The organism is Bacteroides clarus (assembly GCF_015555825.1).
GTDB classification, from domain to species: domain Bacteria; phylum Bacteroidota; class Bacteroidia; order Bacteroidales; family Bacteroidaceae; genus Bacteroides; species Bacteroides clarus.
This window is the reverse complement of record NZ_JADNLF010000002.1, coordinates 1-25400: the sequence shown is the minus strand read 5'-3', so window position 1 is coordinate 25400 and position 25400 is coordinate 1. Positions and strand designations below refer to the sequence as shown.

At 44.2% G+C, this 25400-nt stretch carries 22 protein-coding genes; 3 read left to right on the top strand and 19 right to left on the bottom strand.

Features of this window, described 5'->3' with window-relative positions:
- Positions 1–4: 4 nt before the first annotated feature.
- The 9 genes from I2F54_RS02735 to tig form a co-directional block, all read right to left on the bottom strand.
- Complete coding sequence (locus I2F54_RS02735; RefSeq protein ID WP_009122808.1) at positions 5–1630, bottom strand: OstA-like protein; 1626 nt, start codon at positions 1628–1630, stop codon at positions 5–7.
- On the bottom strand, positions 1615–2982 hold the full coding sequence (locus tag I2F54_RS02730; protein ID WP_009122809.1) for a peptidylprolyl isomerase: 1368 nt from the start codon (positions 2980–2982) through the stop codon (positions 1615–1617). Before I2F54_RS02730 ends, I2F54_RS02735 begins: the two co-directional genes overlap by 16 nt.
- Positions 2983–2997: 15 nt before the next feature.
- Complete coding sequence (locus I2F54_RS02725) at positions 2998–3840, bottom strand: peptidylprolyl isomerase (RefSeq protein WP_087426950.1); 843 nt, start codon at positions 3838–3840, stop codon at positions 2998–3000.
- Between the two features lie 57 nt (positions 3841–3897).
- A complete protein-coding gene (locus I2F54_RS02720; RefSeq protein WP_195500466.1) occupies positions 3898–5454 on the bottom strand; it encodes a peptidylprolyl isomerase in 1557 nt (518 codons plus the stop codon).
- A 121-nt stretch (positions 5455–5575) separates the two neighbouring features.
- A complete protein-coding gene (gene guaB, locus I2F54_RS02715; protein WP_009122813.1) occupies positions 5576–7051 on the bottom strand; it encodes an IMP dehydrogenase in 1476 nt (491 codons plus the stop codon).
- A 106-nt stretch (positions 7052–7157) separates the two neighbouring features.
- Positions 7158–9341: a DNA helicase RecQ gene (gene recQ / locus I2F54_RS02710; protein ID WP_009122814.1), complete on the bottom strand. Its 2184-nt coding sequence runs from the start codon at positions 9339–9341 to the stop codon at positions 7158–7160.
- A 174-nt stretch (positions 9342–9515) separates the two neighbouring features.
- Complete coding sequence (gene clpX / locus I2F54_RS02705; RefSeq protein ID WP_009122815.1) at positions 9516–10760, bottom strand: ATP-dependent Clp protease ATP-binding subunit ClpX; 1245 nt, start codon at positions 10758–10760, stop codon at positions 9516–9518.
- Positions 10761–10762: 2 nt separating this feature from the next.
- Entirely contained in the window at positions 10763–11425 is a 663-nt protein-coding gene (gene clpP / locus I2F54_RS02700; RefSeq protein WP_009122816.1) for an ATP-dependent Clp endopeptidase proteolytic subunit ClpP, read from the bottom strand.
- 133 nt (positions 11426–11558) lie between these two features.
- Entirely contained in the window at positions 11559–12914 is a 1356-nt protein-coding gene (gene tig / locus I2F54_RS02695; protein ID WP_195500465.1) for a trigger factor, read from the bottom strand.
- A gap of 520 nt (positions 12915–13434) precedes the next feature.
- On the opposite strand from tig, the gene I2F54_RS02690 reads away from it, so the two are divergent.
- The gene (locus tag I2F54_RS02690) at positions 13435–13683 is read left to right on the top strand and encodes an RNA recognition motif domain-containing protein (protein ID WP_009122820.1); all 249 of its coding nucleotides are present in this window, start codon (positions 13435–13437) and stop codon (positions 13681–13683) included.
- Positions 13684–13775: 92 nt separating this feature from the next.
- On the opposite strand, the gene I2F54_RS02685 is transcribed toward I2F54_RS02690, so the two are convergent.
- The 5 genes from I2F54_RS02685 to lptB all read right to left on the bottom strand — a co-directional run bounded on the left by I2F54_RS02685 (position 13776) and on the right by lptB (position 18939).
- Positions 13776–15176: a hypothetical protein gene (locus I2F54_RS02685; RefSeq protein WP_195500464.1), complete on the bottom strand. Its 1401-nt coding sequence runs from the start codon at positions 15174–15176 to the stop codon at positions 13776–13778.
- Positions 15177–15206: 30 nt separating this feature from the next.
- The gene (locus I2F54_RS02680; RefSeq protein WP_009122822.1) at positions 15207–15581 is read right to left on the bottom strand and encodes a hypothetical protein; all 375 of its coding nucleotides are present in this window, start codon (positions 15579–15581) and stop codon (positions 15207–15209) included.
- An 83-nt stretch (positions 15582–15664) separates the two neighbouring features.
- Complete coding sequence (locus tag I2F54_RS02675) at positions 15665–16312, bottom strand: response regulator transcription factor (protein ID WP_195500463.1); 648 nt, start codon at positions 16310–16312, stop codon at positions 15665–15667.
- Positions 16313–16393: 81 nt separating this feature from the next.
- Positions 16394–18175 (bottom strand): tetratricopeptide repeat-containing sensor histidine kinase, encoded by a 1782-nt coding sequence (locus I2F54_RS02670; RefSeq protein ID WP_195500462.1) that lies wholly within the window; start codon positions 18173–18175, stop codon positions 16394–16396.
- A gap of 5 nt (positions 18176–18180) precedes the next feature.
- On the bottom strand, positions 18181–18939 hold the full coding sequence (lptB, locus tag I2F54_RS02665; RefSeq protein WP_004288278.1) for an LPS export ABC transporter ATP-binding protein: 759 nt from the start codon (positions 18937–18939) through the stop codon (positions 18181–18183).
- 199 nt (positions 18940–19138) lie between these two features.
- On the opposite strand from lptB, the gene I2F54_RS02660 reads away from it, so the two are divergent.
- Both I2F54_RS02660 and I2F54_RS02655 read left to right on the top strand, forming a co-directional pair.
- Positions 19139–19882, top strand: a complete 744-nt coding sequence (locus I2F54_RS02660) for an MlaE family ABC transporter permease (protein WP_009122825.1) — start codon at positions 19139–19141, stop codon at positions 19880–19882.
- Positions 19883–19914: 32 nt separating this feature from the next.
- Entirely contained in the window at positions 19915–20685 is a 771-nt protein-coding gene (locus I2F54_RS02655) for an ABC transporter ATP-binding protein (RefSeq protein WP_009122826.1), read from the top strand.
- Positions 20686–20915: 230 nt separating this feature from the next.
- Here I2F54_RS02655 and der read toward each other — a convergent pair whose 3' ends face one another.
- The 5 genes from der to I2F54_RS02630 all read right to left on the bottom strand — a co-directional run bounded on the left by der (position 20916) and on the right by I2F54_RS02630 (position 25151).
- On the bottom strand, positions 20916–22229 hold the full coding sequence (gene der / locus I2F54_RS02650) for a ribosome biogenesis GTPase Der (RefSeq protein WP_009122828.1): 1314 nt from the start codon (positions 22227–22229) through the stop codon (positions 20916–20918).
- Positions 22230–22275: 46 nt separating this feature from the next.
- Complete coding sequence (gene era, locus I2F54_RS02645; RefSeq protein WP_195500461.1) at positions 22276–23157, bottom strand: GTPase Era; 882 nt, start codon at positions 23155–23157, stop codon at positions 22276–22278.
- A gap of 89 nt (positions 23158–23246) precedes the next feature.
- A complete protein-coding gene (locus I2F54_RS02640) occupies positions 23247–24251 on the bottom strand; it encodes a beta-ketoacyl-ACP synthase III (protein ID WP_009122829.1) in 1005 nt (334 codons plus the stop codon).
- 120 nt (positions 24252–24371) lie between these two features.
- Positions 24372–24557: a 50S ribosomal protein L32 gene (gene rpmF, locus I2F54_RS02635; protein WP_002562387.1), complete on the bottom strand. Its 186-nt coding sequence runs from the start codon at positions 24555–24557 to the stop codon at positions 24372–24374.
- A gap of 12 nt (positions 24558–24569) precedes the next feature.
- Positions 24570–25151, bottom strand: coding sequence for a DUF177 domain-containing protein (locus tag I2F54_RS02630; protein WP_009122830.1), 582 nt, complete (start codon positions 25149–25151; stop codon positions 24570–24572).
- Between the last annotated feature and the right edge of the window lie 249 nt (positions 25152–25400).

Sequence of the window (25400 nt, the reverse complement as noted above, 5' to 3'; positions counted from 1 at the left end):
AGCGTTATTTTTTAGTTCGTTTTATATGCATATCTCTTGGCGAAGTTAAAGGTTTCCGGTCACTTTTTTGCAATGTTTCACCCGCTTTTTTACCTCGCCACTCAAAGATGTCATACTTATCCAACGGACGGATGTAATCAAACCACACGAAGGACGGCAGTTTCATCTTGTCCGCCGGTATCTGGTCCATGGGATACAATATACCATTGGACTTGCCTATTAAAGCGGCTTCTTCCATTTTGCGGTCTTTGAGATAGATACGAAGGAAACTGCCTTCGGCATAATTCATTCCGATCATCGTACTGTCTTTCTCCTCCGGATAGAAGATAATCAGAACATTACCGTTCACATCCACACGGCGCATATCTCCATTTTGAAAAAAGGCTTTCATCTCCTTGCCCGTCACCTGGTTATAATGGACAGAATCTTTTTGTTCGACAGCTAATGCCTGGTTGATGATATGCGCCCAATCGATGGTGCTGTCATTCATGTAGACCTTTATCTCCTCACCGAGCAATTGCTGCGCACCATGCCACAGGATGGGGTCTGTGTACATTGTCATGCAGGAATCTTTGGAGTTGTAGACCAAAGAGTCGCACACCGCCTGCACATCCGTCCGATAGGCACGTACTTTATGATAAACACGCATTTCACGATAAGCGGAATCGGTATTCATATGGTAAGTTACCAATCGCAAGGTGTCGCCATGCATGAAAAGGCTGTCGCCCTGGGAATAGTCTATGGCAACCGCACGCCGGGTGGCAATGGCATTGCCGGTCAGTTCATTGTAGAAACAGTAATTACCGGTAAGCATATTCTTGTTTACCGTATCATTCATCTGTACATTATCGAAGGCTTCGCCATATCCCAATTTGCGATCGTAAAAAAGACTGTCGCCGGTAAGTTTCTTGCCTTCATTAGTCAATACGGAACGGTCTAATAATTCCGCTTGCTCGGAAACGGTGTTATACTCTCCGCGCTCCGAATAGATATGATTCTTATCGCTGACAATATCGGAAGGCCCCAGAATAGTGGCTATTTTGGACTCCGTACTGTATTTCAGCGTGTCGGAAGTAAGGACAAATTTGGGATTTACCAGTTTCACCTCATGGTTGAACACCGCCAGTTTGGTTGCCGGACTGTACTCTCCCCATTCGGAAGTAAGGACATTTTCCTCGTCGGTCAGCGTACCGCCGTCAAAGTAATATCCTAAATTGTAAAGACGGTCGTAATTCAGGCTATCCGTCGTCAGTTCCGTATTACGATTAATCATGCGGACATTCTCACGCAACATGGCAAGCTGCGACATCCCGTCATAATACAGGTAGTCGCCGTATATAAATAAGGTGTCTCCCTGCTCCATGCGGACATTGCCGAACGCTTCTACGGAATTGATTTTTTCGTAAATCAGAGCGCTGTCGCAAAACATGTACATACTGTCATGCTTCATCCGGACAGAACCAATCAACACCTGCACATCGGGGCGCAACTGTTTATCCGCCTGCGCCTCATCGGCATAAAGCAAATCCACACGTTTCTTTTTCTTGTCAGGCTCACTTTTCCTGTCCTGGGCGCTCAACAAACAAACGCCGAACAGGCATATCAAACCAATTATCAGTCTTTTATCCATCCCGGATACTTGAATGTACAGTTTCTCCAATTTTCGTTGATGCGAACGTAAGTGTGTTTCTGTTTTTCACGAATCCACTTGTCCAGCATTTCATCACGACGTTTCTCCAATACGATTTCCTTCAAGTTCTGATAATCGTCGGCAACGGTTGCCTTATGACCGTTTGTACGGCTTTTCAGTTTCACGATAACACATTCCTCCTTACCTGTTTTCTGCGGAATCATGGTGAAGGCTTCGGAGATTTCCCCTACTTTCATTTTGTCTACCACTTTGGCGATTTCGGGTGGCAACTCCTGCATCTCGAATTTGGAAGTGTTGGTATTGGGATTAGGCAGCAAACCATGATTGTTGCGCGTATCCTTGTCTTGCGAAAGTACCGATGCCGCTTCCTCAAAAGAGAATTTTCCGTTACGGATATCATCGGCGATGGAATCCAGACGCGCCATACCTGAAACTAACGCTTCTTCGGGTATATGCGGCTTCAGCAAAATATGACGCACTTTAATACGGTCGCCCCGCTTCTCCATCAACTGGATAATGTGGAAACCGAACTCAGACTCTACAATCTTAGATACTTTATTGGGGTCTTGCAGATTGAACGCCACGTTTGCGAAAGCAGGGTCCAGATATCCGCGTCCCGTAAACGGCATTTCGCCGCCGTTGATAGCCGTTCCGCGGTCTTCCGAATACATACGCGCCAACGTGGAAAAGCTGGTTTCGCCCTTCGTAATACGATCGGTAAAATCGCGCAAACGTTTCTTTACGTTCTCTATTTCTTCCAAAGGAACTTTCGGCTGCTGAGTGATTATCTGTACCTCTACCTGGGTCGGAATATAAGGAATACTGTCTTGCGGAAGGTCTTTGAAGTAACGGCGTACCTCGGCAGGCGTTATCTTGATTTCACCGACCAGTTTCTGCTGCATTTTCTGTACTTTCAAACCCTCACGCGCATTGTCACGCAAAGTTTCACGAATCTGGCTGGAGGTCTTATTGAAATACTCCTCCATTTTTTCGCGGGAACCGATATTGGTGATGTACATATTCGTCATATAGTCCACACGCTGGATAACTTCAGCTTCGGAAACTTCAATACTGTCGAGTGCGGCCTGATGCAGAAACAACTTTTGTACGGCAATTTCTTCCGGTATCACACAGTAAGGGTCCCGGTCGAACTTACGCCCTTCGTACAAAGCGCTCATACGCGCCTCTTCCACTTCGGACTTTAATATAGCCTCGTCGCCTACTACCCACACAACCTCGTCAATCACATTGTCTTGTCCATAAACGGTAGAACCGGCTAACAGCGTCAAGGCAAATAAAACTACAAACTTAAAGTTCATACACTTCTTCATTCTTGGTGTCTTATACTAATAATATTTAATTTTGTCTCTTTTCTCCGCACGTCGATACAAGTCTTCTTTCACTTGCTTCATAAACTCCACCTGCTTCATATTGAGCATCATATCTTTCACTTGGGTACGGGCGAACTCATACGGTTCCTGTTCTCCCACGGCACGATAATCACTCACATTCAGGAAATAATGAAAGGCCGTGTCTTTCAATTCCACGTGGCGGTTCTTATTCAGATATTCTCCGGCATCGGGCACTTTCAGCGGCATCAAATCCATCACCTCGGTTATCGGCACCCACTTGTCGTAAAAATACTCGTACTTCACCGCATTCTGCAAACTGTATTTTTCCAGATGTTCCACAGCTTCGCGGGTTTCCGTCTTGTACCAACGGCGGACACTGCCCAACTGAGGAGCCGTAAGAGGGACTTTTATGAACAATCCTTTCATCAAAGGACGCTCCACCTTAAAAAGTTCCTGATGTTTCTCATAGTAACCGGTCAGTTCCGCTTCCGAGATTTCTTCGGAAAGAGTTTGATTTATCAATTCCTGCTGATAAGTGTGCATAATCAGCGCTTTCCGGTAATTCTCCACCAACTTGTCTATTTCATCGCTGTTGGGAATATTGCTTTGAGCTTTCTCGTACAACAATACATCTTCCGCCCAGTTACGGATATAATGTTCGGCAAACAACAGACTGTCATCCTTCGACAAATCCGCGGGAAGTACCGATTGCAAGTCCTCATGGTAAAGGAAGTTGCCATCTAATTCCACCAGCGGCGTTCGTCCTCCGTGATCGTGCCGCTCCTTGCATGATCCGCAGAAAAGAAGAATTAAAAGCCCCAAACAGGTTGTTCGCATTATCAACTGATATTTACTATATTTTAAGGTACGAAGATACGGCTTTAATCGGTTGCATCAGTGATTATTAACGGTTTTTAAAACCTCTTGGTTAATTTCAACCTTAGCCGAGGCTCGTAAACGGGCTGTCCACTGATTATCCAAATAGTTCTGATAATCCGCGACCAACCGGTCTTTTACCTCCCGATAGTCGTCCGGGCCTTTTACCTTTTCACCTAACACAGCAGTAAAAGGGAATGACACCATCGGAGCGGCATCCTTTCCTTTGAACACTAAATCATCGACATACGCATTGTCACCGGGAGCGAACAATCCCTGTTCCGCAAAAATCTGAGGCTGCGTACCAGCATTAAACGTCAGACGAATCGCATCCTTCCATTCCGCCTCCGGCAGGCTCTTCAAAAACTTACGGGCCTGCTTGGCAATACGTTTGCTCACTCCATGCAGTACAATGCCTTTGTATCGCGGCTCTTTCCACTGATAATCGGAACGGTGCTTTTCGAAGTAAGCTTGCAGTCCGGCTTCATCCGTCGCAGCCCGTTTACGGATTTCTTGTTCCGTAATCTTATCCGCCAGCAACCGATTCCCGTAGTCCCGTACCAAACAACGTAAATCCGGATGTTTCCGCTCTAAACGCGTATTTTCATAATCGAGCACGGTTTTCATTATGAAAGCATCCAACTGCCTGCGCACACCGGCCGGATACGCCGCCGCAAAACGGGCAAAATCGTGTCCCGTATAGTTTTTTCCCGCCAGTGTAAACAAAGTACGGTTTGTTCTCCCTGTATTTATCAGCTCGTCCACACCTGTTTTGTCGGGGGTATACCGATATTCTTTCTTTAATTTCTCCACCTGTGCCTCTGCACCCGAATCCACTCCGTGACGATGTGCCCGGCGAGCCATCAACTCCTCTTTCACACTCTCAAAAGAAGGCATCTCCAATCGTTCAAGAACTTTTACAATATGAATACCTTGCGGAGTAAAAAAGGGCTGAGACATTTCTCCCGCCGACAGGCCGAAGACCACATCTTCAAACTCTACCGGCATCTGCAGCCAACTCACCCGAAATGCCCGTTTCTCATCGGAGAAACGCTCTACACAGGAATCAAAAGCCTCGCTATCCGGATTTCTTTGAAGATACTCATAAATGGAGTCCATCCGGGCAACCGCATCACGCAATGCGGCACCGGATACATTCTGAGGAAGGTATTTAAAAATATGGCTTACACGTACTTGCCCTGCACGATGGCCGGATTTCATTTTGTCGTACAACCTGCGGGCAGCTTTTTCGGTTACAACCGTATCGGTCAGGTACGATTTTATCAACCGGCTGCGGTAACCTTCCACTCTTTCACGGAAAGCAAGAGCCGTATCCAACCCGGCCGCCTCGGCGGCAGCGACTTTCAGCTTAAAGTTCACAAAGCGCTCTGCATACTTCTCCGGTGCGGCATACTTAGGAGCAAGTGACGCTTTATCCCTGTTATAGTTATACTCGAATTCAGAACGCAATACATCTTTCCCGCCGATGCGCATCAACACCGGGTCTTGTTGAGAGAAAACACTCCAACCCAACCCGAGAAAAACCATCATCAAACAACTTCTTATCATAATCATCTATCTAAAATAAGCAAAACCAAACAACAGGCAATATCACAAAGATACAATTTCATAAACAAATAATGCCCGAAAAGTATAAATTACTCTCCGGGCATATATCTTCATGGATGAATATTCTTTATTCAGGACGGCTATAATTCGGAGCCTCGCTGGTAATCGCGACATCATGCGGATGGCTTTCCAACACACCGGCATTAGTAATACGAGTGAATTTGGCATCATGCAGCTTTTCGATATTGGCGGCGCCACAATATCCCATACCTGCACGCAAACCGCCGGTCAGCTGATAAATCACCTCATACAAAGTTCCCTTATAAGGAACACGGGCCGCGATACCTTCCGGTACGAGTTTCTTCACATCGTTCGTCCCGCTCTGGAAATAACGGTCTTTAGAGCCATTTTCCATAGCTTCCAAAGAGCCCATACCCCGATAGGATTTAAATTTACGACCATTGAAAATAATCGTATCGCCCGGAGATTCTTCCGTTCCGGCAACCAGCGAACCGATCATCACAGAGTAACCACCGGCCGCCAAAGCCTTCACCACATCACCCGAATAGCGCAAACCACCATCGGCAATCAGAGGAACACCTGTGCCCTTCAGTGCCTTTGCCACATCATAAACGGCAGACAACTGGGGAACACCCACACCTGCAACGACACGAGTGGTACAAATGGAGCCCGGACCTATACCTACTTTCACTCCGTCAGCACCGGCCTCAACCAATGCCTTGGCAGCTTCACCGGTAGCAATATTACCGACAACAATATCGATATGAGGAAAATGCGCCTTAGCTTCTTTCAATTTTTCAATAACCCCTTTGGAATGTCCATGAGCCGTATCGATTACGATAGCGTCCGCTCCGGCATCAACCAATGCCTGCATACGTTCCAAGGTATCGGCTGTCACACCTACACCCGCAGCTACGCGAAGGCGGCCCTTGCTATCCTTGCAAGCCATCGGTTTATCTTTAGCCTTGGTGATGTCTTTATAAGTAATCAAGCCTACCAGTTTATTATCTTTATCGACTACCGGCAGTTTTTCTATCTTATATTCCTGCAAAATTTGAGCGGCAGCTTCCAAGTCTGTCGTCTGATTGGTGGTAACGATATTCTTTTTCGTCATTACCTCATCGATACGCTTGCTACGGTCTTTCTCGAAACGAAGGTCGCGATTGGTAACAATTCCTACCAAATATCCTTCATCATCCACTACCGGAATACCACCGATTTTATACTCGGACATCAAATCCAGAGCATCCGCAACCGAAGAACCTCTCTTGATAGTCACCGGATCATAAATCATACCGTTTTCGGCACGTTTTACGATAGCGACCTGACGAGCCTGCTCTTCAATAGACATATTCTTATGAATCACACCAATACCGCCTTCACGAGCAATGGCAATAGCCATTTTCGCTTCGGTAACAGTATCCATAGCGGCTGTTACAAACGGGATTTTTAACTCAATGTTGCGTGAAAACTTAGTCGAGAGTTCGACTGTTTTAGGAAGTACCTCAGAGTAAGCAGGGATTAACAAAACGTCGTCGTAAGTCAATCCGTCCATTACAATCTTATCAGCAATAAATGACATAGGGCTATGCGTTTAAAATTTATTGCGTGCAAATATACGGTTTTTATTCCATTTCGTATATTTACACGCAATATTTTTTTCTTTTTTTTAAATCACAGCCCGGAGGTCAATTCGCCATTTCGGAGATGAATTTAATACGTACCAAGCGCACCTCTTCTTCTGTGAAATCATCTCCCAGTTCATCCAAGGCGTCATCGATATCGTCCGTAGTAGATTCTTTAAAGTAATCGTATATATCCAACAGATGGTCTTCGTCCATGATATCTTCCAGGAAGTAGTCGATGTTCAGCTTCGTGCCGGAATAAACAATAGCTTCTATTTCATCCAGCAGCTCCTCAAATTCGATTCCTTTCGACATAGCGATATCATCCAACGCCACCTTACGGTCAATAGCCTGAATAATAGCCACCTTCATCTTGGATTTATTGGCTACGGTGCGTACACGCAAATCTTCAGGACGTTCTATTTCGTTTTCCTCGCAATGGCGTTTAATCAGTTTGCAAAACTCCTCGCCATAGCGTTTCGCCTTACCGGCTCCCACACCCGGAATATTCTGCAATTCATCCAAGGTTACCGGATAAATAGTAGCCATCGCTTCCAAAGAAGGGTCTTGGAATATAACATAAGGCGGCACTTCCAGCTTCTTGGAGAGCTTCTTACGCAAGTCTTTCAACATGGAGTAGAGTGCAGGGTCTACCGCACAAGCGCCTCCACCGCGTGCCGGCGCTTCTTCTTCCACTTCCTCGAAATCATTATCTTCCGTAATCTTAAAGGACTTAGGATGCTTCAAGAATTTTTTTCCTTCTTCTGTCACCTTCAACAAGCCATAGTTTTCTACTTCCTTAGTCAAATAACCGGCAATCAATGCCTGGCGGATAACAGCATTCCAAGTTTTGTCTTCTTCTCCCATACCGGAACCGAAAACTTCCAAGTCCTCGTGCAGATGCGCCTGCACTTCCGAAGTTTCTTTTCCTTGTATAATGTCTATAATATAGTCTGCTTTAAAATTTTCTTTTACCGCAAGAATAGCTTCTATCACGGTGCACAATAATTCCTGAGCTTCCACTTGTTTTTTCGGATTTAAACAGTTGTCACAATTTCCACAATTTTCTTCCGTATACTCCTCACCGAAATAGTGTAGCAACGTCTTTCGGCGGCAAACGGATGATTCGGCATACGCAGCGGTTTCCAGCAGAAGCTGCTTGCCAATTTCCTGCTCTGCAACAGGCTTGCCTTGCATAAACTTTTCCAGTTTCTGCAGGTCTTTATTCGTATAAAAAGTAATACACTGTCCTTCGCCTCCGTCTCTTCCGGCACGTCCGGTTTCCTGGTAATATCCCTCCAGACTTTTCGGAATATCATAATGAATCACATAACGCACATCAGGTTTGTCAATACCCATGCCGAAAGCAATAGTAGCCACAATCACATCGATTTTTTCCATAAGGAAATCGTCTTGGTTCTGTGTTCGTGTGGCCGAATCCATTCCGGCATGATAGGCACGGGCATTAATCCCGTTCGCCTGAAGTATTTCAGCAAGTTCCTCTACTTTCTTCCGGCTCAGGCAATAGATGATGCCCGACTTTTCCGGATTATTCTTGATGAACTTGATAATATCCTTATCTACGTTTGCAGTCTTGGGACGTACCTCATAATAAAGATTCGGGCGATTGAACGATGACTTAAACACTTGCGCTTCCACCATACCCAGATTCTTTTGGATATCGTGCTGCACTTTCGGTGTAGCCGTCGCAGTCAACGCAATGAGCGGAGCTTTTCCGATTTCATTGATAATAGGACGAATACGGCGATATTCCGGCCGGAAGTCATGTCCCCATTCCGAAATACAGTGAGCCTCATCTACGGCATAGAAAGAAATCTTCACTGTTTTCAAGAACTCCACGTTTTCTTCTTTTGTCAAAGATTCCGGAGCTACATACAACAGTTTTGTCCGTCCTGCAAGGATATCGGACTTCACTTGGTCTATCGCGCTCTTGTTCAGGGAAGAATTAATGAAATGGGCTATCCCGTCTTCCTCGCTGAAGTTACGCATCGCGTCGACCTGGTTCTTCATCAGGGCAATCAAGGGGGAAATCACAATAGCCGTGCCGTCCATCAACAAAGAAGGTAACTGATAGCACAAAGACTTTCCGCCACCGGTAGGCATCAACACGAAAGTATCGTTACCTGCCAGCAGATTCTGTATGATTGCTTCCTGATTTCCTTTAAAAGTGTCGAACCCGAAGTAGTTCTTCAGCTGGTCTGTCAAATTAATCTTCTTCCCTGCCATGATTCATTAGGTTGTTTATTGAGTTAAGCAATTAATAACGCCGCTACATGACGTTTCTTATTTTCAAGAACTCTAACAAAGTTATAAACAACTTCTTAAATTTCAAGCATAATCCGCCGAATATTTTTCAATAAAACACAAAAAAGTCAGCCTTATTTGTATTACCTTTTGATTTTAAGCACTTTGAAGTCTCGCTATATTCGCTTTTTCCAACTGGCGGCGGGCATAGTCCAAGGTTACGACAAAACTATCTTTGTGTTCGGAAGGGATTTCAAACATCACATCCATCATAATAGTTTCTACTATGGAACGTAGACCGCGGGCTCCCAACTTGTATTCAACAGCTTTGTCTACAATGTACTCAAACACCGCATCTTCAAAAGTCAGCTTTACACCGTCCATTTCAAACAGCTTGACGTATTGCTTGATAATGGAATTCTTCGGCTCCGTCAGAATGGAACGCAATGCCGTACGGTCCAAGGGATTCAAATAGGTCAATACCGGCAGACGACCGATGATTTCGGGAATCAGGCCGAACGACTTCAAATCCTGCGGAGCAATATACTGCATCATGTTATTCTTGTCAATGGACGCCGTATTACGCACCGCGCCATAACCTACTACATTGGTATTGAGGCGTTGCGCTATTTTTTTCTCGATACCGTCGAACGCGCCGCCGCAAATAAACAATATATTCTTGGTGTTCACCGGGATCATCTTCTGGTCGGGATGCTTGCGTCCACCCTGAGGGGGAACGTTCACGACAGAACCTTCCAACAACTTCAGCAATCCCTGCTGTACACCTTCGCCGCTTACATCACGGGTAATGGAAGGATTGTCGCTTTTACGGGCAATCTTGTCTATTTCATCTATGAACACAATGCCTTGCTCTGCTTGCGCCACATTATAGTCCGCCACCTGTAACAGACGGGTAAGGATACTTTCGATATCCTCGCCTACATAACCGGCTTCCGTCAGTACGGTTGCATCCACGATAGTGAAAGGCACATGCAGCAGTTTGGCAATGGTACGGGCAAGTAAAGTCTTACCGGTTCCGGTACTGCCCACCATGATGATATTGGACTTTTCAATCTCCACATCATCATCTCCCGCCTTCTGCAACAGACGCTTATAATGATTGTACACAGATACCGACAGGAAACGTTTCGCATCATCCTGTCCGATAACATACTGATCGAGAAAATTCTTAATCTCTACCGGTTTAGGAAGTTCTTTCAGATTCAGTTTCGTAGCGCCATCGCCTTTCTTGGCACCCAAAGCCTCTTGAGTAATCTCGTAGGCCTGGGTAGCGCAACTGTCACAGATGTAACCGTTCATTCCCGTTATGAGGAATCCGACCTCATCTTCCGAACGCCCGCAGAAGCTGCATCTGTTTTTGTTTCGTTTAGAGTCTGCCATATTTATTTCTTCGTATAAACTTGGTCTATCATACCATACTCTTTGGCCTCTTGCGCCGTCATCCAATAGTCGCGGTCGGAATCGGCCCACACCTTGTCGAAAGACGTATGCGAGTGGTCGGCTATGATAGTATAAAGTTCTTTCTTCAATTTTTGGATTTCACGCGCCGTGATTTCAATGTCCGAAGCTTGTCCTTGCGCACCGCCCATCGGCTGGTGAATCATCACACGCGAGTGCGTCAGCGCAGAACGCTTGCCTTCCGCTCCGGCAACCAGCAACACCGCCGCCATACTGGCCGCCATACCGGTACAGATGGTAGCCACATCGCTGCTGATAAACTGCATGGTATCATAAATGCCCAGTCCGGCATATACCGAACCGCCCGGAGAGTTGATATAGATAGAGATATCTTTACCCGGGTCTACGGAATCCAGGTACAACAACTGAGCCTGCAAGGTATTGGCTGTATAGTCGTCTATCTGCGTACCGAGGAAAATAATGCGGTCCATCATCAGGCGGGAGAACACGTCCAACTGGGTTACATTCAGCTGACGCTCTTCCAGAATATAGGGATTTAAATACCCGGCTTGTGACTTAATCACATCATCCAACACCAAGCTGCTCATTCCCAAATGCTTGGTAGCGTATTTTCTAAAATCATCCATTGTCTTTCTGTTTTTAATTTTTAATGTGAATGCAAAGAAACGAAAAAGAACACAGAGACACAAAAAAACACAGAGTTATAGTTTGTCAAACTCTGTGTTTCTTTATAAAAACCAGCGGTTTCCCGCCAAAGTATTATGCAAGCATTTTATTGAACTCTTCGGCTGAAATGTTCTTGTTTTCCAGCGTTACCTGAGTCTTCAGGGCCGAAGCCAGTTTCGTTTCAACGACACGGTTCACCAAGCCCTCGATGCTTTCTTTCTTCTTCAACATTTCTTTTGCATAGTTGTCGAGGATTTCTTCGGGCACGCTCAGCATACCGTACTGTGCAAACTGTGCACGGGTAGCTTCTTTTGCCATATTAAGGATGTCATCCTGTTCAACTTTAATATCGTTGGCTTTCACCAACTGCTCTTTAATCAGATGCCAAGTCAGTTCTTCGATACTCTTGTCGTAATTGTCTTCTACGAACTTTTCGTCTTTATCCTGGTTATTCAGACGCATGATACGTTTCAGCAACGCATCCGGGAATTCCAGTTTACCGACTTTTTCCATCAACATTTTACGAACATCCAACAAGAACTTATAATCGCTGTCAGCAGCAAACTGGTTAGCAATAACTTCTTTTACCTTGGCACGGAATTCTTCTTCGGTCTTGACAACACCTTCGCCAAATACCTGGTCGAAAATCTCCTGGTTCAGCTCACCTGCCACGAAGCGAGTAATTTCTTCTACCTGGAAGCTGAAATCGGATTTCATTTCGGCGACAGCTTCTTTGTCAATCTTCAACAGAGAAGAAAGTTCGGCTGCATTACCGTCCCATGCGGCATAAGGATTGAACACGAGTACGTCGTTCACCTTTGCGTTGGCAAAGATAGTTTTCTGGTCGTCGTTCTTCATATAAGCCGGCATCATCACGGCACCTTCCACCTGAATACCGCCTTCTTTGGTATTGCCTTCTGCATCCAGTTCGGCGAGCAAACCTTTCAACATATCGTTATCGGCATAAGCGTCCACCTTTTCGTATTTACCGTTACGCTGCGTATAAGCCTTTACCTGGTTGTCAACCATTTCTTCGGTTACATCAATCGTATAGTAATCCACTTTATCGGCGGCAGCAACCTCAGCTTTGAATTCCGGAGACAAAGCTATGTCGAACAGGAATTCAAATTCTTCCATTGTGTCGAAGTCGATAGCTTTCTGCTTGTCTTCATTAGGCAGAGGCTCGCCCAACATATTCACCTTATTATCTTGAATATACTTATATACGGAATCAGAAAGAAGCTTATTAACCTCTTCAGCCAATACCGACTTACCATACATCTTCTTCACCAGGCTCATCGGAACCATACCTTTACGGAAACCAGGGATTTGAGCTTTCTGACGGAAGTTCTTCAATGATTTGTCTACCTTTTCCTGATAGTCTGCTTTCTCAAGCTTTACAGTAAGCAATGCGCTTACTTTGTCAATGTTTTGCAATGAAACGTTCATTCTGACAATTATTTATTTGATTTATACTTTATTTCGTTCTCCAATTTGAGCGTGCAAAATTAGTGTTAATCTTTCAATTATCAAAAAACACAGGCAATTATTTCCTCTGTCGCCCCTCACCAAAAACTTTTCCATCCCGGTTCTTATGTTTGGTACACGTACCACTCTATAAATCAAAGGATGTTGCAAAAGGAAAGATATCTCTGTGTAAGCAAGACATATTACCCGTCGGTAGATACAACCGGCCGGGTAAGCTCAAAAAAACGTATGAATCAAAGAGTTATTCCCTGCCGTGAAACAAGAAAAATAAAAATAATTGAGAAAAAGTATTGTATATCCGAAATTAATGTGTTCCTTTGTCGCGGAATGATGGCACATTAGTTTCTCGATTTCCATTACATGGTTTTTACTTCCGTTGAAAAAACGTATTTGTAAACTCTCTGTCGTTGTGATCCTTTTATTATTCAGCCGTCTTTCTAAAAGAGAGTTTTATTTATTTTTATTTATTTACATTTTCATTATGAACATTTATGTTGGAAACCTTAACTACCGTGTTAAGGAAGATGACCTGCAGAAGGTTATGGAAGATTACGGTACAGTATCTTCTGTTAAATTTATCATGGACCGTGCAACCGGACGTTTCAGAGGCATTGCATTCGTAGAAATGGAAGACAGTGCAGCTGCTGCTAAAGCCATTGCCGAACTGGACGGCGCTGAATTCTTCGGCCGCCAGATGGTAGTAAAAGAAGCAAGACCTCCGAAATACTAATCATATAGATTAAAGGAGAAAAGACAAGAGGATATGTCAACATTCAATTTGACATATCCTCTTTTTATTTATTAGAGAAGAGAGAGAGTTTATCAATAACCGGGATTCTGGATTATCTCCGGATTTTCATCCAATACTTTTTGAGGGATGGGAAGATAATGATGTTTATCTTGAGCACCCGTTACAGGCAGAGCAATCTGCAATATTCTATAATAAGGATACAGCTGCCCGCCATTGCCTTGCAGAAGCACCCTGGCCAATGACGCCAGACTTTCATCCGTAGTATCATACTCCTTGCCTTCGAAAAACCCTTTTGTCAGACGATCGATATATGCCATACCTTCCGTGCGGTTACCAAGCCTGCTGTTAGCTATGGCAGCAAGCAAATAAACTTCGCGAAGTAGCGGCAGAGGCATTCGAACTTCATTACCATCTTCCGATATATATTCGTATCCGCTCCATAAAGCTTCTTTTTCCGTGGGAGACCAAAGAGAAGTTAACTGATACGAGCCGTTCTCTATTCTTTTGCAATACTCCGAAGCATCATTCCAATCTCCTTTATCCGCATATATTTTTGCCAACAAAAGACTCATGGCATGCTTGGCTTGGGAAGGATACGCGTCTATCGACTTCTTTAAATCCTCAATCAACTGTTCCGGAGGAATCTGCGTCCCGCCATTAAGCAATTTTCCATAATATCCGTAGAGATGACAACGGATTATCGCCATATCTACGTTGATATCAATAAGTAAATCCGCCGCGTCCTTCGTCATTGAATCCAGCCTCTTCCTATATTCCACGCCTTTCTCCAGCGTTGCGTAAGCCAGCTTCCAAAAGGAATCGGAATAAAACTTCAGGGTTTCATCCGAAGTAAAAGCCTCCGGGTCAGAACCGGTAATCAAGATGCGTTCCAATGAAAGAATTCCTTCAAAATACTCCTTGATTACCGCGTCCCACTCTTCTTCAATCTCCGCCAGGTCTGTTTCGGGCGTTACCGGAGTATCCGGCAGTTCCGCCAAGACTTCCGGAACGATGAATATATAACTATTACCCGCCGCAATGGAATTACCTTCTATAATCACTCCATTTACATATACACTGCCATCAGCGGAACGAGTGACACGAAGGCTGTCTCCATTGATGCATTCCAATCCTTTGACATTCGTAAGTTCCTTATAACTGCCTTTAGCTATGTGACGCTGGATAGACGCAGAATCCAAAACCGCTCCCGAAGCACGCGTCGAAGCGGTAGCGTTGCGTACCGCAAAGACCGTTAATTTATCTTCCTCAAGATTGGCTACATCGACCTTTTTCAGAATTTCCACAAAATCACTGACTTCCTTGTGGTCTTTTTCCAATACTTCCACAATCTTGTTCACCGCTTCCACTCCTTTGGAGGATGGAGGAGCCGGAGTAGGCTCATCATCTTCGCTACACGCAGTAAGTGCGCACAGAAAAGCCAAACTCATTACATAATAATAAAATCGTTTCATAATATTCTCATTTTAGTAATCGTATACAGATTATTGTTTTACCGCCTGTTGAAATTTGGCTGTGGCATCTTCATACCGTTTCAACTCACTATCGCTAAGCGACTGTATCCAACCCGACAAAGACGTACCGGCATCTTTACAAGCTTTATCGATAGCCTTACTGGTCTCGGCCATAATGGCGAATGCCTTTTCAGGGTCGGTACAGTCTTTAACTTTATCCGTGGCATCTTCAATCAGTCCGAGGATTTTATCTGACAGTTCATTTTGCGAAGCTACACTCTCTCCGGCAGCCTGTTCACCGGATTGCTCTGTTGCCTGCTCCGCTTTGGCGCTTTTACCGGAACAAGCACTTTGTGTCATTAAAGACAGGCACAATACTACTAACGTAAAAACAACTTTTTTCATGGTATTAATGATTTTAAGTACAGCCCTATGCTTCAGTTTATCAAAACTACCTACGAACGGCAGGACTTATTCCGGCTGTAGCGTTAAAGTGGAATCGTCAGATAACCTTTCGTCAGTGCCTTTATCACCAAATCGGTCGCATTACGCGCAGCAAATTTCAGCATCAGATTTTTCCGATGCCATTCAACCGTATTTTCCGAGATAAACAGATGCCGGGATATTTCATGGGTACTCATGCCCTGGGCTATTGCTTTCAGTACATCCAACTCACGCGAAGTAGGCAACATATCCGGCAACTCGGTTTCATCGTCCGGCCGGCTTTTCTCTTTATATAACTGCTGATAACGCTGACAATAATAGTTTTCATCCACCATAACGGCACGCACCGCTTCACGTAATGCCTCGGTTCCCGAAGATTTGAAAACAACGGCATTGATATCCGGATGCCTTAGCTTATTCACAATCCATATCTCCTCATGCATGGTACAAACAATTATTTTAGCCTGAGGATTATTCTCTTTTATGCTGTGTATCAACTCAAAACCGTCAATATCCGGTAATTCAAGGTCTGTAATGTATATATGGAATATTTGTGATTTGATTAAGCTCAGTAATTCAGTGCCGTTCGTCACCGTACAAACACTGTTTACGCCGGCAATATCTCTCAATAGAGTTTTCAGCCCTTCCAACACTAAAGAATGATCATCTATAAGAACTATGTCGAACTTCATTTGTCATCTATTTTATATTATCTTTGACAAAATTAAACATACACGCCGACATATACCCTACGGGAAACCGTAGTTTTTATATTAAAAGACAGGAATGAGCACGATTATCGTAGTGCCCGACATTGTTGAATCTATTGTGAAAGTACCTTTTAAAGCTGCTACACGCTCTTTCATGGTCTGTATTCCTATACCCGGTTTGTGTGTTGCAGTCCCTTTTCCATTATCAGTAACTCTGATTTCCAGATTGGGCAGTTTCCATTCCATTACGACAGAAATACGGGTGGCACAGGCATGCTTCAGTGCATTGCTTACCGCCTCCTGAATAATTCGATAGATATTTAACGACATTGTATCCGGCAGAACCGCCCATTCCACATCTTCCGGGAGAGTTTTAAAAGAAATCGGACATTCCTGCGTGGAAAGGCTCTCCAGATAATCGGATATAATCTCATTGATGGTAGCTTCCTGAAAAACAGGTGGAAGCAATTCATGAGAAACAAGACGGATATTCTCTCTGATTTTCCGCAGATTTGCAATCCAGTCTCTCGTCTGCACGCCCTGTTGCGAGTCTACACTTACTTCCATAGAGAACAGGTCGTTACACACGCCATCATGCAGTTCTTTAGCCAAACGTGCATGTTCATACTCCAACTTGTCCAGGTAGTTACGAGTCAGTTTCTGCTCCGTGACGCGTTGCAACTGTTCAAATTCATGCCGCTGAGTTTCCATTTCCCGCTTCTGACGTTCCGCACGCAACCTCTGCCGCTGTACGAAATAAGCGAAAAACAACCCCGATATCACCAATATAACTCCCGAACCGCCTAAAGCAACGTACAGACGCTGGCGAGCCCACCGTTTTTCCTCGTTCAGTTTCTGTATTTCAAGCTCTTTCTCCTTACTTTCATATTTTACAGAAAGCTCCTCCAGTTGTTTTGCCTTTTCTTTTTGAAACAGGGAGTCGTTTAATTGCTGCGCTTGGCTTAAAGCCGCATAAGCATGTTCATAATCATGTACGCTCTTATATGCCAGGTGCAGATTATTATAAATATCATATAAAAGAAAAGGATAGCTTGTGATTCCATCCAAACTTAATAATTTATCAGCGGTAGCAATAGCCGCCTGATAATCCTTATTATCTTGCCGGATCACAAACAAAATCTGGTAATAATTTATCAAAGCCATCACTGAATTTACCCGGGGAAGAATAGAATCCGCTTTTCCGGCATATCGGTTTATCTCACTTTGCGAACTATCGGTTTTCTGCAGAACCAACATATAATAAGTAAGAGCGCCCAATTCCTTATCAAACTGCCCTTCTTCGTGCGACAACTCAATCGCCTTCGCCAAATACTCTTTAGCCTGGCCATAAAGTTTTCTGATAATAAAAACAGAAGAGGCGACGGTATAAATCTGTGCGCGAAAAGTTTTATCAGTACATTTATCAGCCAATGAAACTGCAAGCAACGCATACTCCTCGGACTTATCAAGCGACTTCATATCCATGTGCAGAGTAGAAAGATTGTTATACAACACCACAGCGCTCTGCCTGTCATCTTCCGATGTCGCGTCCAGTCTGCCTACATATTCCAAAGCCGTATCATAAGATTTCACCGCATCCGGCAACATACCGGAAGAACGCAGGTATACCCCCTGCGAAGTATAAAATGAAACAATAACACCGGGATTTTCTTCCTGCCGAACCAACGGAGCCGCTTGCCGGCAAACGATTAATGCGGAATCCACCTTACCAAGTGAATAAAGCGAGTCCGTTATTTCAAGGACACGCCTGATTTCCGCGGTATTCTGTCCTATAACCGAAACAAAAAGAAATACCGCCCCTACAAACAACAGCACCCTTTTCATCCTGCCTACACCATAAAGTCCTTGCGGCGAAGCACGAAACTGTTACTCAAATACTTTTCACGTACAATCTTATTCTCGGCAAGCTCTTCCGGCGTACCTTGAAACAAGATTTTTCCTTCAAAAAGCAGATAAGCGCGATCGGTGATACTCAAGGTTTCCTGTACATTGTGGTCGGTAATCAGAATACCGATATTCCGGTCTTTCAGTTTCCATACAATCTGTTGGATATCCTCTACCGCAATGGGGTCTACTCCCGCAAACGGTTCATCCAGCATAATGAATTTCGGGTCGATGGCCAAGCAACGGGCAATCTCCGTACGACGGCGCTCTCCACCGGACAACTGGTTACCTTTATTCTTACGAACCTTCTGCAAACGAAACTCCGCAATCAGGCTCTCCAGCTTATCTTTCTGGTAATCCAAAGGTTTGTCCGTCATTTCCAATACGGCGGCGATATTATCCTCCACACTCATCTGACGGAACACGGATGCTTCCTGCGCCAAATAACCGATACCTGTCTGCGCGCGCTTGTACACAGGATATTTCGTAATATCCAAATCATCCAAAAAGATACGTCCTTCATTAGGAGTTATCAATCCTACGGTCATATAGAATGAAGTAGTCTTACCGGCGCCGTTCGGCCCCAGCAGTCCAACGATTTCTCCCTGCTTTACGTTGATAGAAACATGGCTCACTACTGTACGCTTACCGTACTTTTTCACCAAATCCTCTGTCCGGAGTACCATTTTGCTTTCTTCTTCCATAACGCTATATCACCACAGATTATACATATACAGATTAATATCGGTCGGCAAGACCGTTATTTCCCCGCAGATTACGACAACCCTATCGTGTTTTATGTAAAAATACTGTGCCATTCGGCGTAATCTGTGGTGAAACTGGCGCAAATGTAGCAAAAATAAGCTGAAATAGTGTACATTTGCAGACAAATACTTACGAGTCATGATTAAAGCACTTAGAACAGTCGGAAGATATATTATGCTAATGGGACGTGTTTTCGCCCGTCCTGAACGTATGCGTATGTTCTTCCGTCAGTATATCAATGAAATAGAGCAGCTTGGCGTAAACTCTATCGGCATCGTATTGCTAATATCGTTTTTCATCGGAGCCGTTATTACCATACAAATCAAACTGAACATAGAAAGCCCTTTTATGCCGCGTTGGACAGTGGGATACGTTACCCGCGAAATCATGCTGCTGGAGTTCTCATCTTCCATTATGTGTCTGATATTGGCGGGTAAGGTGGGTTCGAATATCGCTTCCGAACTTGGAACGATGCGGGTTACCCAGCAAATAGACGCTCTTGAGATTATGGGTGTCAACTCTGCCAACTATCTGATATTACCTAAAATAGCCGCAATGGTATCAACCATTCCCCTTATGGTGACGTTCAGTATATTCGCCGGAATCATAGGAGCGTTTTGCACATGTTGGTTTGGCGGTATCATGTCGGCTGTGGATTTGGAATACGGTTTGCAATATATGTTCGTAGAATGGTTTATTTGGTGCGGTATCATCAAGTCGCTGTTTTTTGCCTTTATCATTGCCAGCGTATCGGCGTTCTTCGGCTATACGGTCGAAGGCGGTTCCATCGAGGTGGGTAAGGCATCTACGGATTCGGTAGTATGCAGCAGTGTGCTGATTCTGTTTGCCGACCTCATATTGACACAGTTGTTAATGGGTTAATAAGTTGATTCTAAATTCAAAACCAAGTAAGAATGATTGAGCTGAAAGGACTTTGCAAGTCATTTGAAGAGAAAGAGGTACTGACGGATATCAATGCCACATTCGAAAACGGAAAGACCAACCTTATCATCGGACAGAGCGGTTCGGGAAAAACCGTGCTGATGAAATGTATCGTCGGCCTCTTGACACCCGAAAAGGGAGAATTGCTATACGACCACCGCAATTTCCTCACAATGGGAAAGAAAGAGAAAAAGGCCCTGCGTCGGGAAATGGGGATGATATTCCAAAGCGCCGCCTTGTTCGACTCGATGACGGTGCTGGATAATGTAATGTTTCCCCTTAATATGTTCAGTTCGGATACGTTGCGCGACCGTACACGTCGTGCCATGTTTTGTCTGGAACGCGTGAACCTTATCGAAGCGAAAGATAAATTTCCCGGTGAAATCAGTGGCGGTATGCAGAAGCGTGTGGCCATTGCACGTGCCATTGCCTTGAATCCGCAATATCTGTTCTGCGACGAACCGAACTCCGGTTTGGACCCTAAAACTTCTCTCGTTATCGACGAGTTGATACAGGACATCACTCGTGAATACAACATGACCACGCTCATCAATACCCACGACATGAACTCCGTAATGGGTATCGGAGAGAAAATCATCTATATCTACGAAGGGCATAAAGAGTGGGAAGGCAGTAAAGACGATATCTTTACCTCTACCAACGAACGCCTGAATAACTTCATTTTCGCTTCCGACCTCTTCCGCAAAGTAAAAGAAGTGGAGATACAAAATATCGAAGGTTAAGTCTGTACAACATTCTCCATAAAAAAGTGTCCGGAACAGTATTCCCGGACACTTATCTTCATAAAACCAGTTAATAGAATTGATATATATCGTCCCGATATATTTGATTGCAGCACAAGTATGACGGCAATCTCGATTATTACGATTACAAATGTAAATAAAACAATCTGATAAAAAAAGACCGGCCCTGCCGAGCCAGTCTTTTAACTATTTTAGCCTATACAAGCTATTTATTTCTGTCGTATATATATATTAATCGGTGTCCCCGTCAGATTCCATTTCTCACGCATCTTATTCTCAAGGAAACGTCTGTACGGTTCTTTCACATATTGCGGAAGATTGGCAAAATAAACGAAAGAAGGAATCTGCGTATTCGGTAATTGCGTGATGTACTTTATTTTAATGTACTTACCTTTGATGGCGGGAGGCGGATAAGCCTCGATAAGCGGCAGCATTTCTTCATTCAAGCGGGCGGTCGGTATGCGTATCATACGGTTTTCATACACTGTACGCGCCTCTTCCAAAACTTTCAGAATACGTTGTTTCGTCAATGCCGAAGCAAAGATTATCGGAAAATCCACAAAAGGAGCAAAACGGCTGCGGATAGCATTCTCAAAAGTTTTCATCACTTTTACCGTCTTATCTTCCACCAAATCCCACTTGTTGACAACGACCACCAATCCTTTGGAGTTTTTCTGGATAAGCGAGAATATATTCAGGTCTTGGCTCTCGATGCCACGCGTAGCATCCAGCATCAGGATACAAACATCCGAATTTTCGATAGAACGGATAGAACGGATGACCGAGTAGTATTCCAAATCTTCACTCACTTTATTCTTCTTGCGAATACCGGCCGTATCCACCAAATAAAAGTCAAAACCGAACTTATTGTAGCGGGTATAGATTGAGTCACGTGTCGTTCCGGCTATTTCCGTTACGATATTGCGGTCTTCACCGATAAAGGCATTAACGATAGACGACTTTCCGGCATTCGGACGTCCTACGACCGCAAAACGGGGAATATCCTCATCCAGAATTTCATCGGACTCTTTCTTGAAATTCCCAACGATAAGGTCCATCAAGTCTCCCGTGCCGCTACCGGTCACGGCAGAAATACAATACGGATCTCCTAAGCCCAGACTATAAAATTCGGGAGCATTATATTGCAACTCGTTATTATCGGTCTTGTTCGCAACCAGCAAAACGGGTTTCTTCGCACGGCGCAAAATGGAAGCTACCTGTAAATCCAGGTCTGTCACTCCGTTCATCACATCCACCACAAACAGAATCACATCCGCTTCGTCTACAGCCATCAATACCTGTTTGCGTATCTCCTCTTCAAAAATATCATCCGAGTTCACTACCCAACCACCGGTATCTACAACCGAGAATTCACGTCCCAGCCATTCGGATTTACCATACTGGCGGTCGCGTGTCGTTCCTGCCTCTTCGTTCACAATGGCCTGCCGTGTTTTAGTCAGGCGATTAAATAATGTAGACTTTCCCACATTGGGGCGTCCTACGATTGCAACTAAATTTCCCATAGGTTACACTCTTTGTTTTTTTGCGACTATCACAGTCGTATGAATATTAGTCCAGCTGATACCCAAAATTACGCAGCTCTTTGTCCGAACTACGCCAATCCTTATTAACCTTCACAAATGTCTCCAGGAATATTGTTTTCCCGAAAAACCTCTCCAAATCGCGGCGAGCTTCGGTAGCCACTTTTTTCAAAGCCTTCCCTTGCTTACCGATGATGATACCTTTCTGCGAATCACGTTCAACGTATATCACAGCATTGATATGTATCTTCTTTTCTTCTTCCTTAAACTGCTCTACAACGACCTCTACCGAATAGGGTATCTCCTTGTCATAGTACAACAATATTTTTTCGCGGATAATTTCGTTTACAAAGAAACGGGCCGGTTTGTCTGTCCACTGGTCCTTATCAAAATAAGGAGGAGAATCCGGCAATAATTCTTTTATCCGCTTCATCACGTAATCCACATTAAACTTGGTAGCGGCTGAAATAGGAATAATCTCCGCATTCGGCAACAGCTCCTTCCACGCTTCCACCAACTCCACCAGCTTCTCCTGATTACTCAGGTCAATCTTGTTGACGAGCAGCAGTACCGGCACTTCCATGTGGCTCACTTTCTCCACAAAATCATTATGCTTGTCAGGTGTCTCAACCACATCCGTCACATACAGCAACACATCTGCATCCGTCAGTGCCGAAGTGGAGAAGTTCAGCATAGACTCCTGCAATTTATAAGTAGGTTTCAGTACGCCCGGCGTATCCGAAAACACAATCTGCATATCATCCGTATTATATATGCCCATAATCCGGTGACGAGTGGTCTGCGCCTTGAAGGTAGCAATTGAAATACGCTCACCCACCAGTGCATTCATCAATGTAGACTTACCTACATTAGGATTTCCCACGATGTTGACAAAACCTGCTTTATGCATAATCTTCACGTATTTGAATTAAGACAAAAAAACGCATCGAATCGAAATAGGATGCGTCTTTTTATCATATTTTGTTAATAACGGTTACATTACTGTTTCTTTCCGTCATAGCCCCATTTCACGTAAACGGCTCCCCAGGTAAATCCTGCGCCGAATGCCGTAAAGATAAGGTTATCGCCTTTCTTCAGTTTTTCTTCAAAGTCCCATATACAGAGCGGAAGCGTACCGGCGCTCGTATTACCGTAGCGGTCGATATTTATCAGCACTTTTTCATGAGGAACTTCCAAGCGATGCGCCACAGCATCAATAATACGCAGATTGGCCTGATGAGGAATCACCCAGTCAATGGTATCTTTTGTCAGATTATTCTTTTCCGCAATTGCGGCACTGATATCCGACATATTGGATACTGCATATTTAAATACTGTACGACCTTCCTGATAAAGATAATGCATATGATTGTCTATCGTGAAGTAAGAAGGGGGGCAAACAGAACCACCGGCTTTCAGATGCAAGAAAGGCAATCCCTTTCCGTCTGTTCTCAACATGGCATCCATAACACCCAGTTCTTCTGTTGTCGGCTCCATCATAAAGGCCGCTGCGCCATCACCGAAAATCGGACAAGTGGCACGGTCTGTATAGTTCACAATCGAGGACATCTTATCTGCGCCTACGATAATAACTTTCTTGTATCTACCGGAACGAATAAAGTTCGCAGCAGTTTCCATCATGTAAAGGAAACCGCAACAAGCGGCCGACATATCGAATGCAAAAGCATTCTTCAATCCGAGCTTGTCACATAAGATAGATGCAATAGAAGGGAATTGATAGTCCGGAGTAGAAGTAGCGACAATTACCAGGTCAACATCATCCGGATTGGAACCGGTGCGCTGCATCAACTGCTTCGCGGCTTTGCGCGCCATATATGATGTACCCAATCCTTCTTCGTTCAGAATGTGTCTTTCCTTAACTCCGATACGGGTCATAATCCATTCGTCATTGGTATCCACCATCTTTGATATCTCGTCGTTCGTCAAGATATAATCGGGTACATAACCGCCAACTCCTGTAATTACTGCATTTATTTTTTCCATTAATCTTATTTACTTATAAAGACACTTAAACAACGGCGGTCTAAAAAGGTTTGCTCTTTGAATGTTACAAATCTTTTTAGACGCCCGATATTCAAGTATAAGTTTAGTCAAACTGCTAAATTAAACCGCAGCTTCTTTCTCTATTGCCAGCTTACCACGATAGTAGCCACATGCACCACACACTGTGTGATATACATGCCATTCACCGCAATTCGGGCAAATAGCCAATGTAGGAGCTACTGCTTTATCATGAGTTCTTCTCTTTGCAGTTCTTGTTTTTGACTGTCTTCTCTTAGGATGTGCCATTTTCTTTAATCTTTAATTGTTATCTAATATTTTCTTTAATTCGTCCCAACGCGGGTCTACCGCAGTTTCCGTATCATCGTTAACAAGCTCGTTACTTTCTTCCGGTACAAAACTATCTTCATCCATTTCATCATCCGGAGTAGTACGCAAATGCTTGCTTAATTTACTGCTCATCGCTTTATTACACTTGCCCGGAGCATGTACATGCTTCATCGGGATAGCCAAAGCTATAAACTCATACATGAACCACGCCACGTTGATTTCCCCTTCTTCTTCGGGGATGACAATAAGGTTATCACCTTCCTCGGCATATTCATGTCCGAACTTCACCAGCAACTTATCTGTAGAGCTTACCGGCTGCTCCATATCATCCAAACAACGGTCGCATGGAACCCATACCATTCCGTCCGTCTGAAAGTTCAATTCGAAAGCACGAGATGTTTTCTTTACAACCAAAACAACATTGACTTTACCCTTCTGTACTTCCGGGCCGTCAATATTAGCGAAGAACAGGTTATCCAATACAAATTCATATTTGCATGAATCTGCTTGCATACCTTTCAAATCTATTTTGTATTTATCAAACTTTCCCAAAGCTTCTTTTATTTATTCGGGCGACAAAGATACAAATAATTATCCTCATTATGTAGTATTTAGGACAAAATATTCACTTTTTTATATTCATTTCACCCGATTCCGATCAGTAATATCCTTCTGAAAACAATAAAGCCCCCGTATCGATAGAAAGATACGGGGGCTTCTCTAAAAAAAAACGGCGACTACCTACTCTCCCACTGTTACGCAGTACCATCGGCGTGACTGAGCTTAACTTCTCTGTTCGGA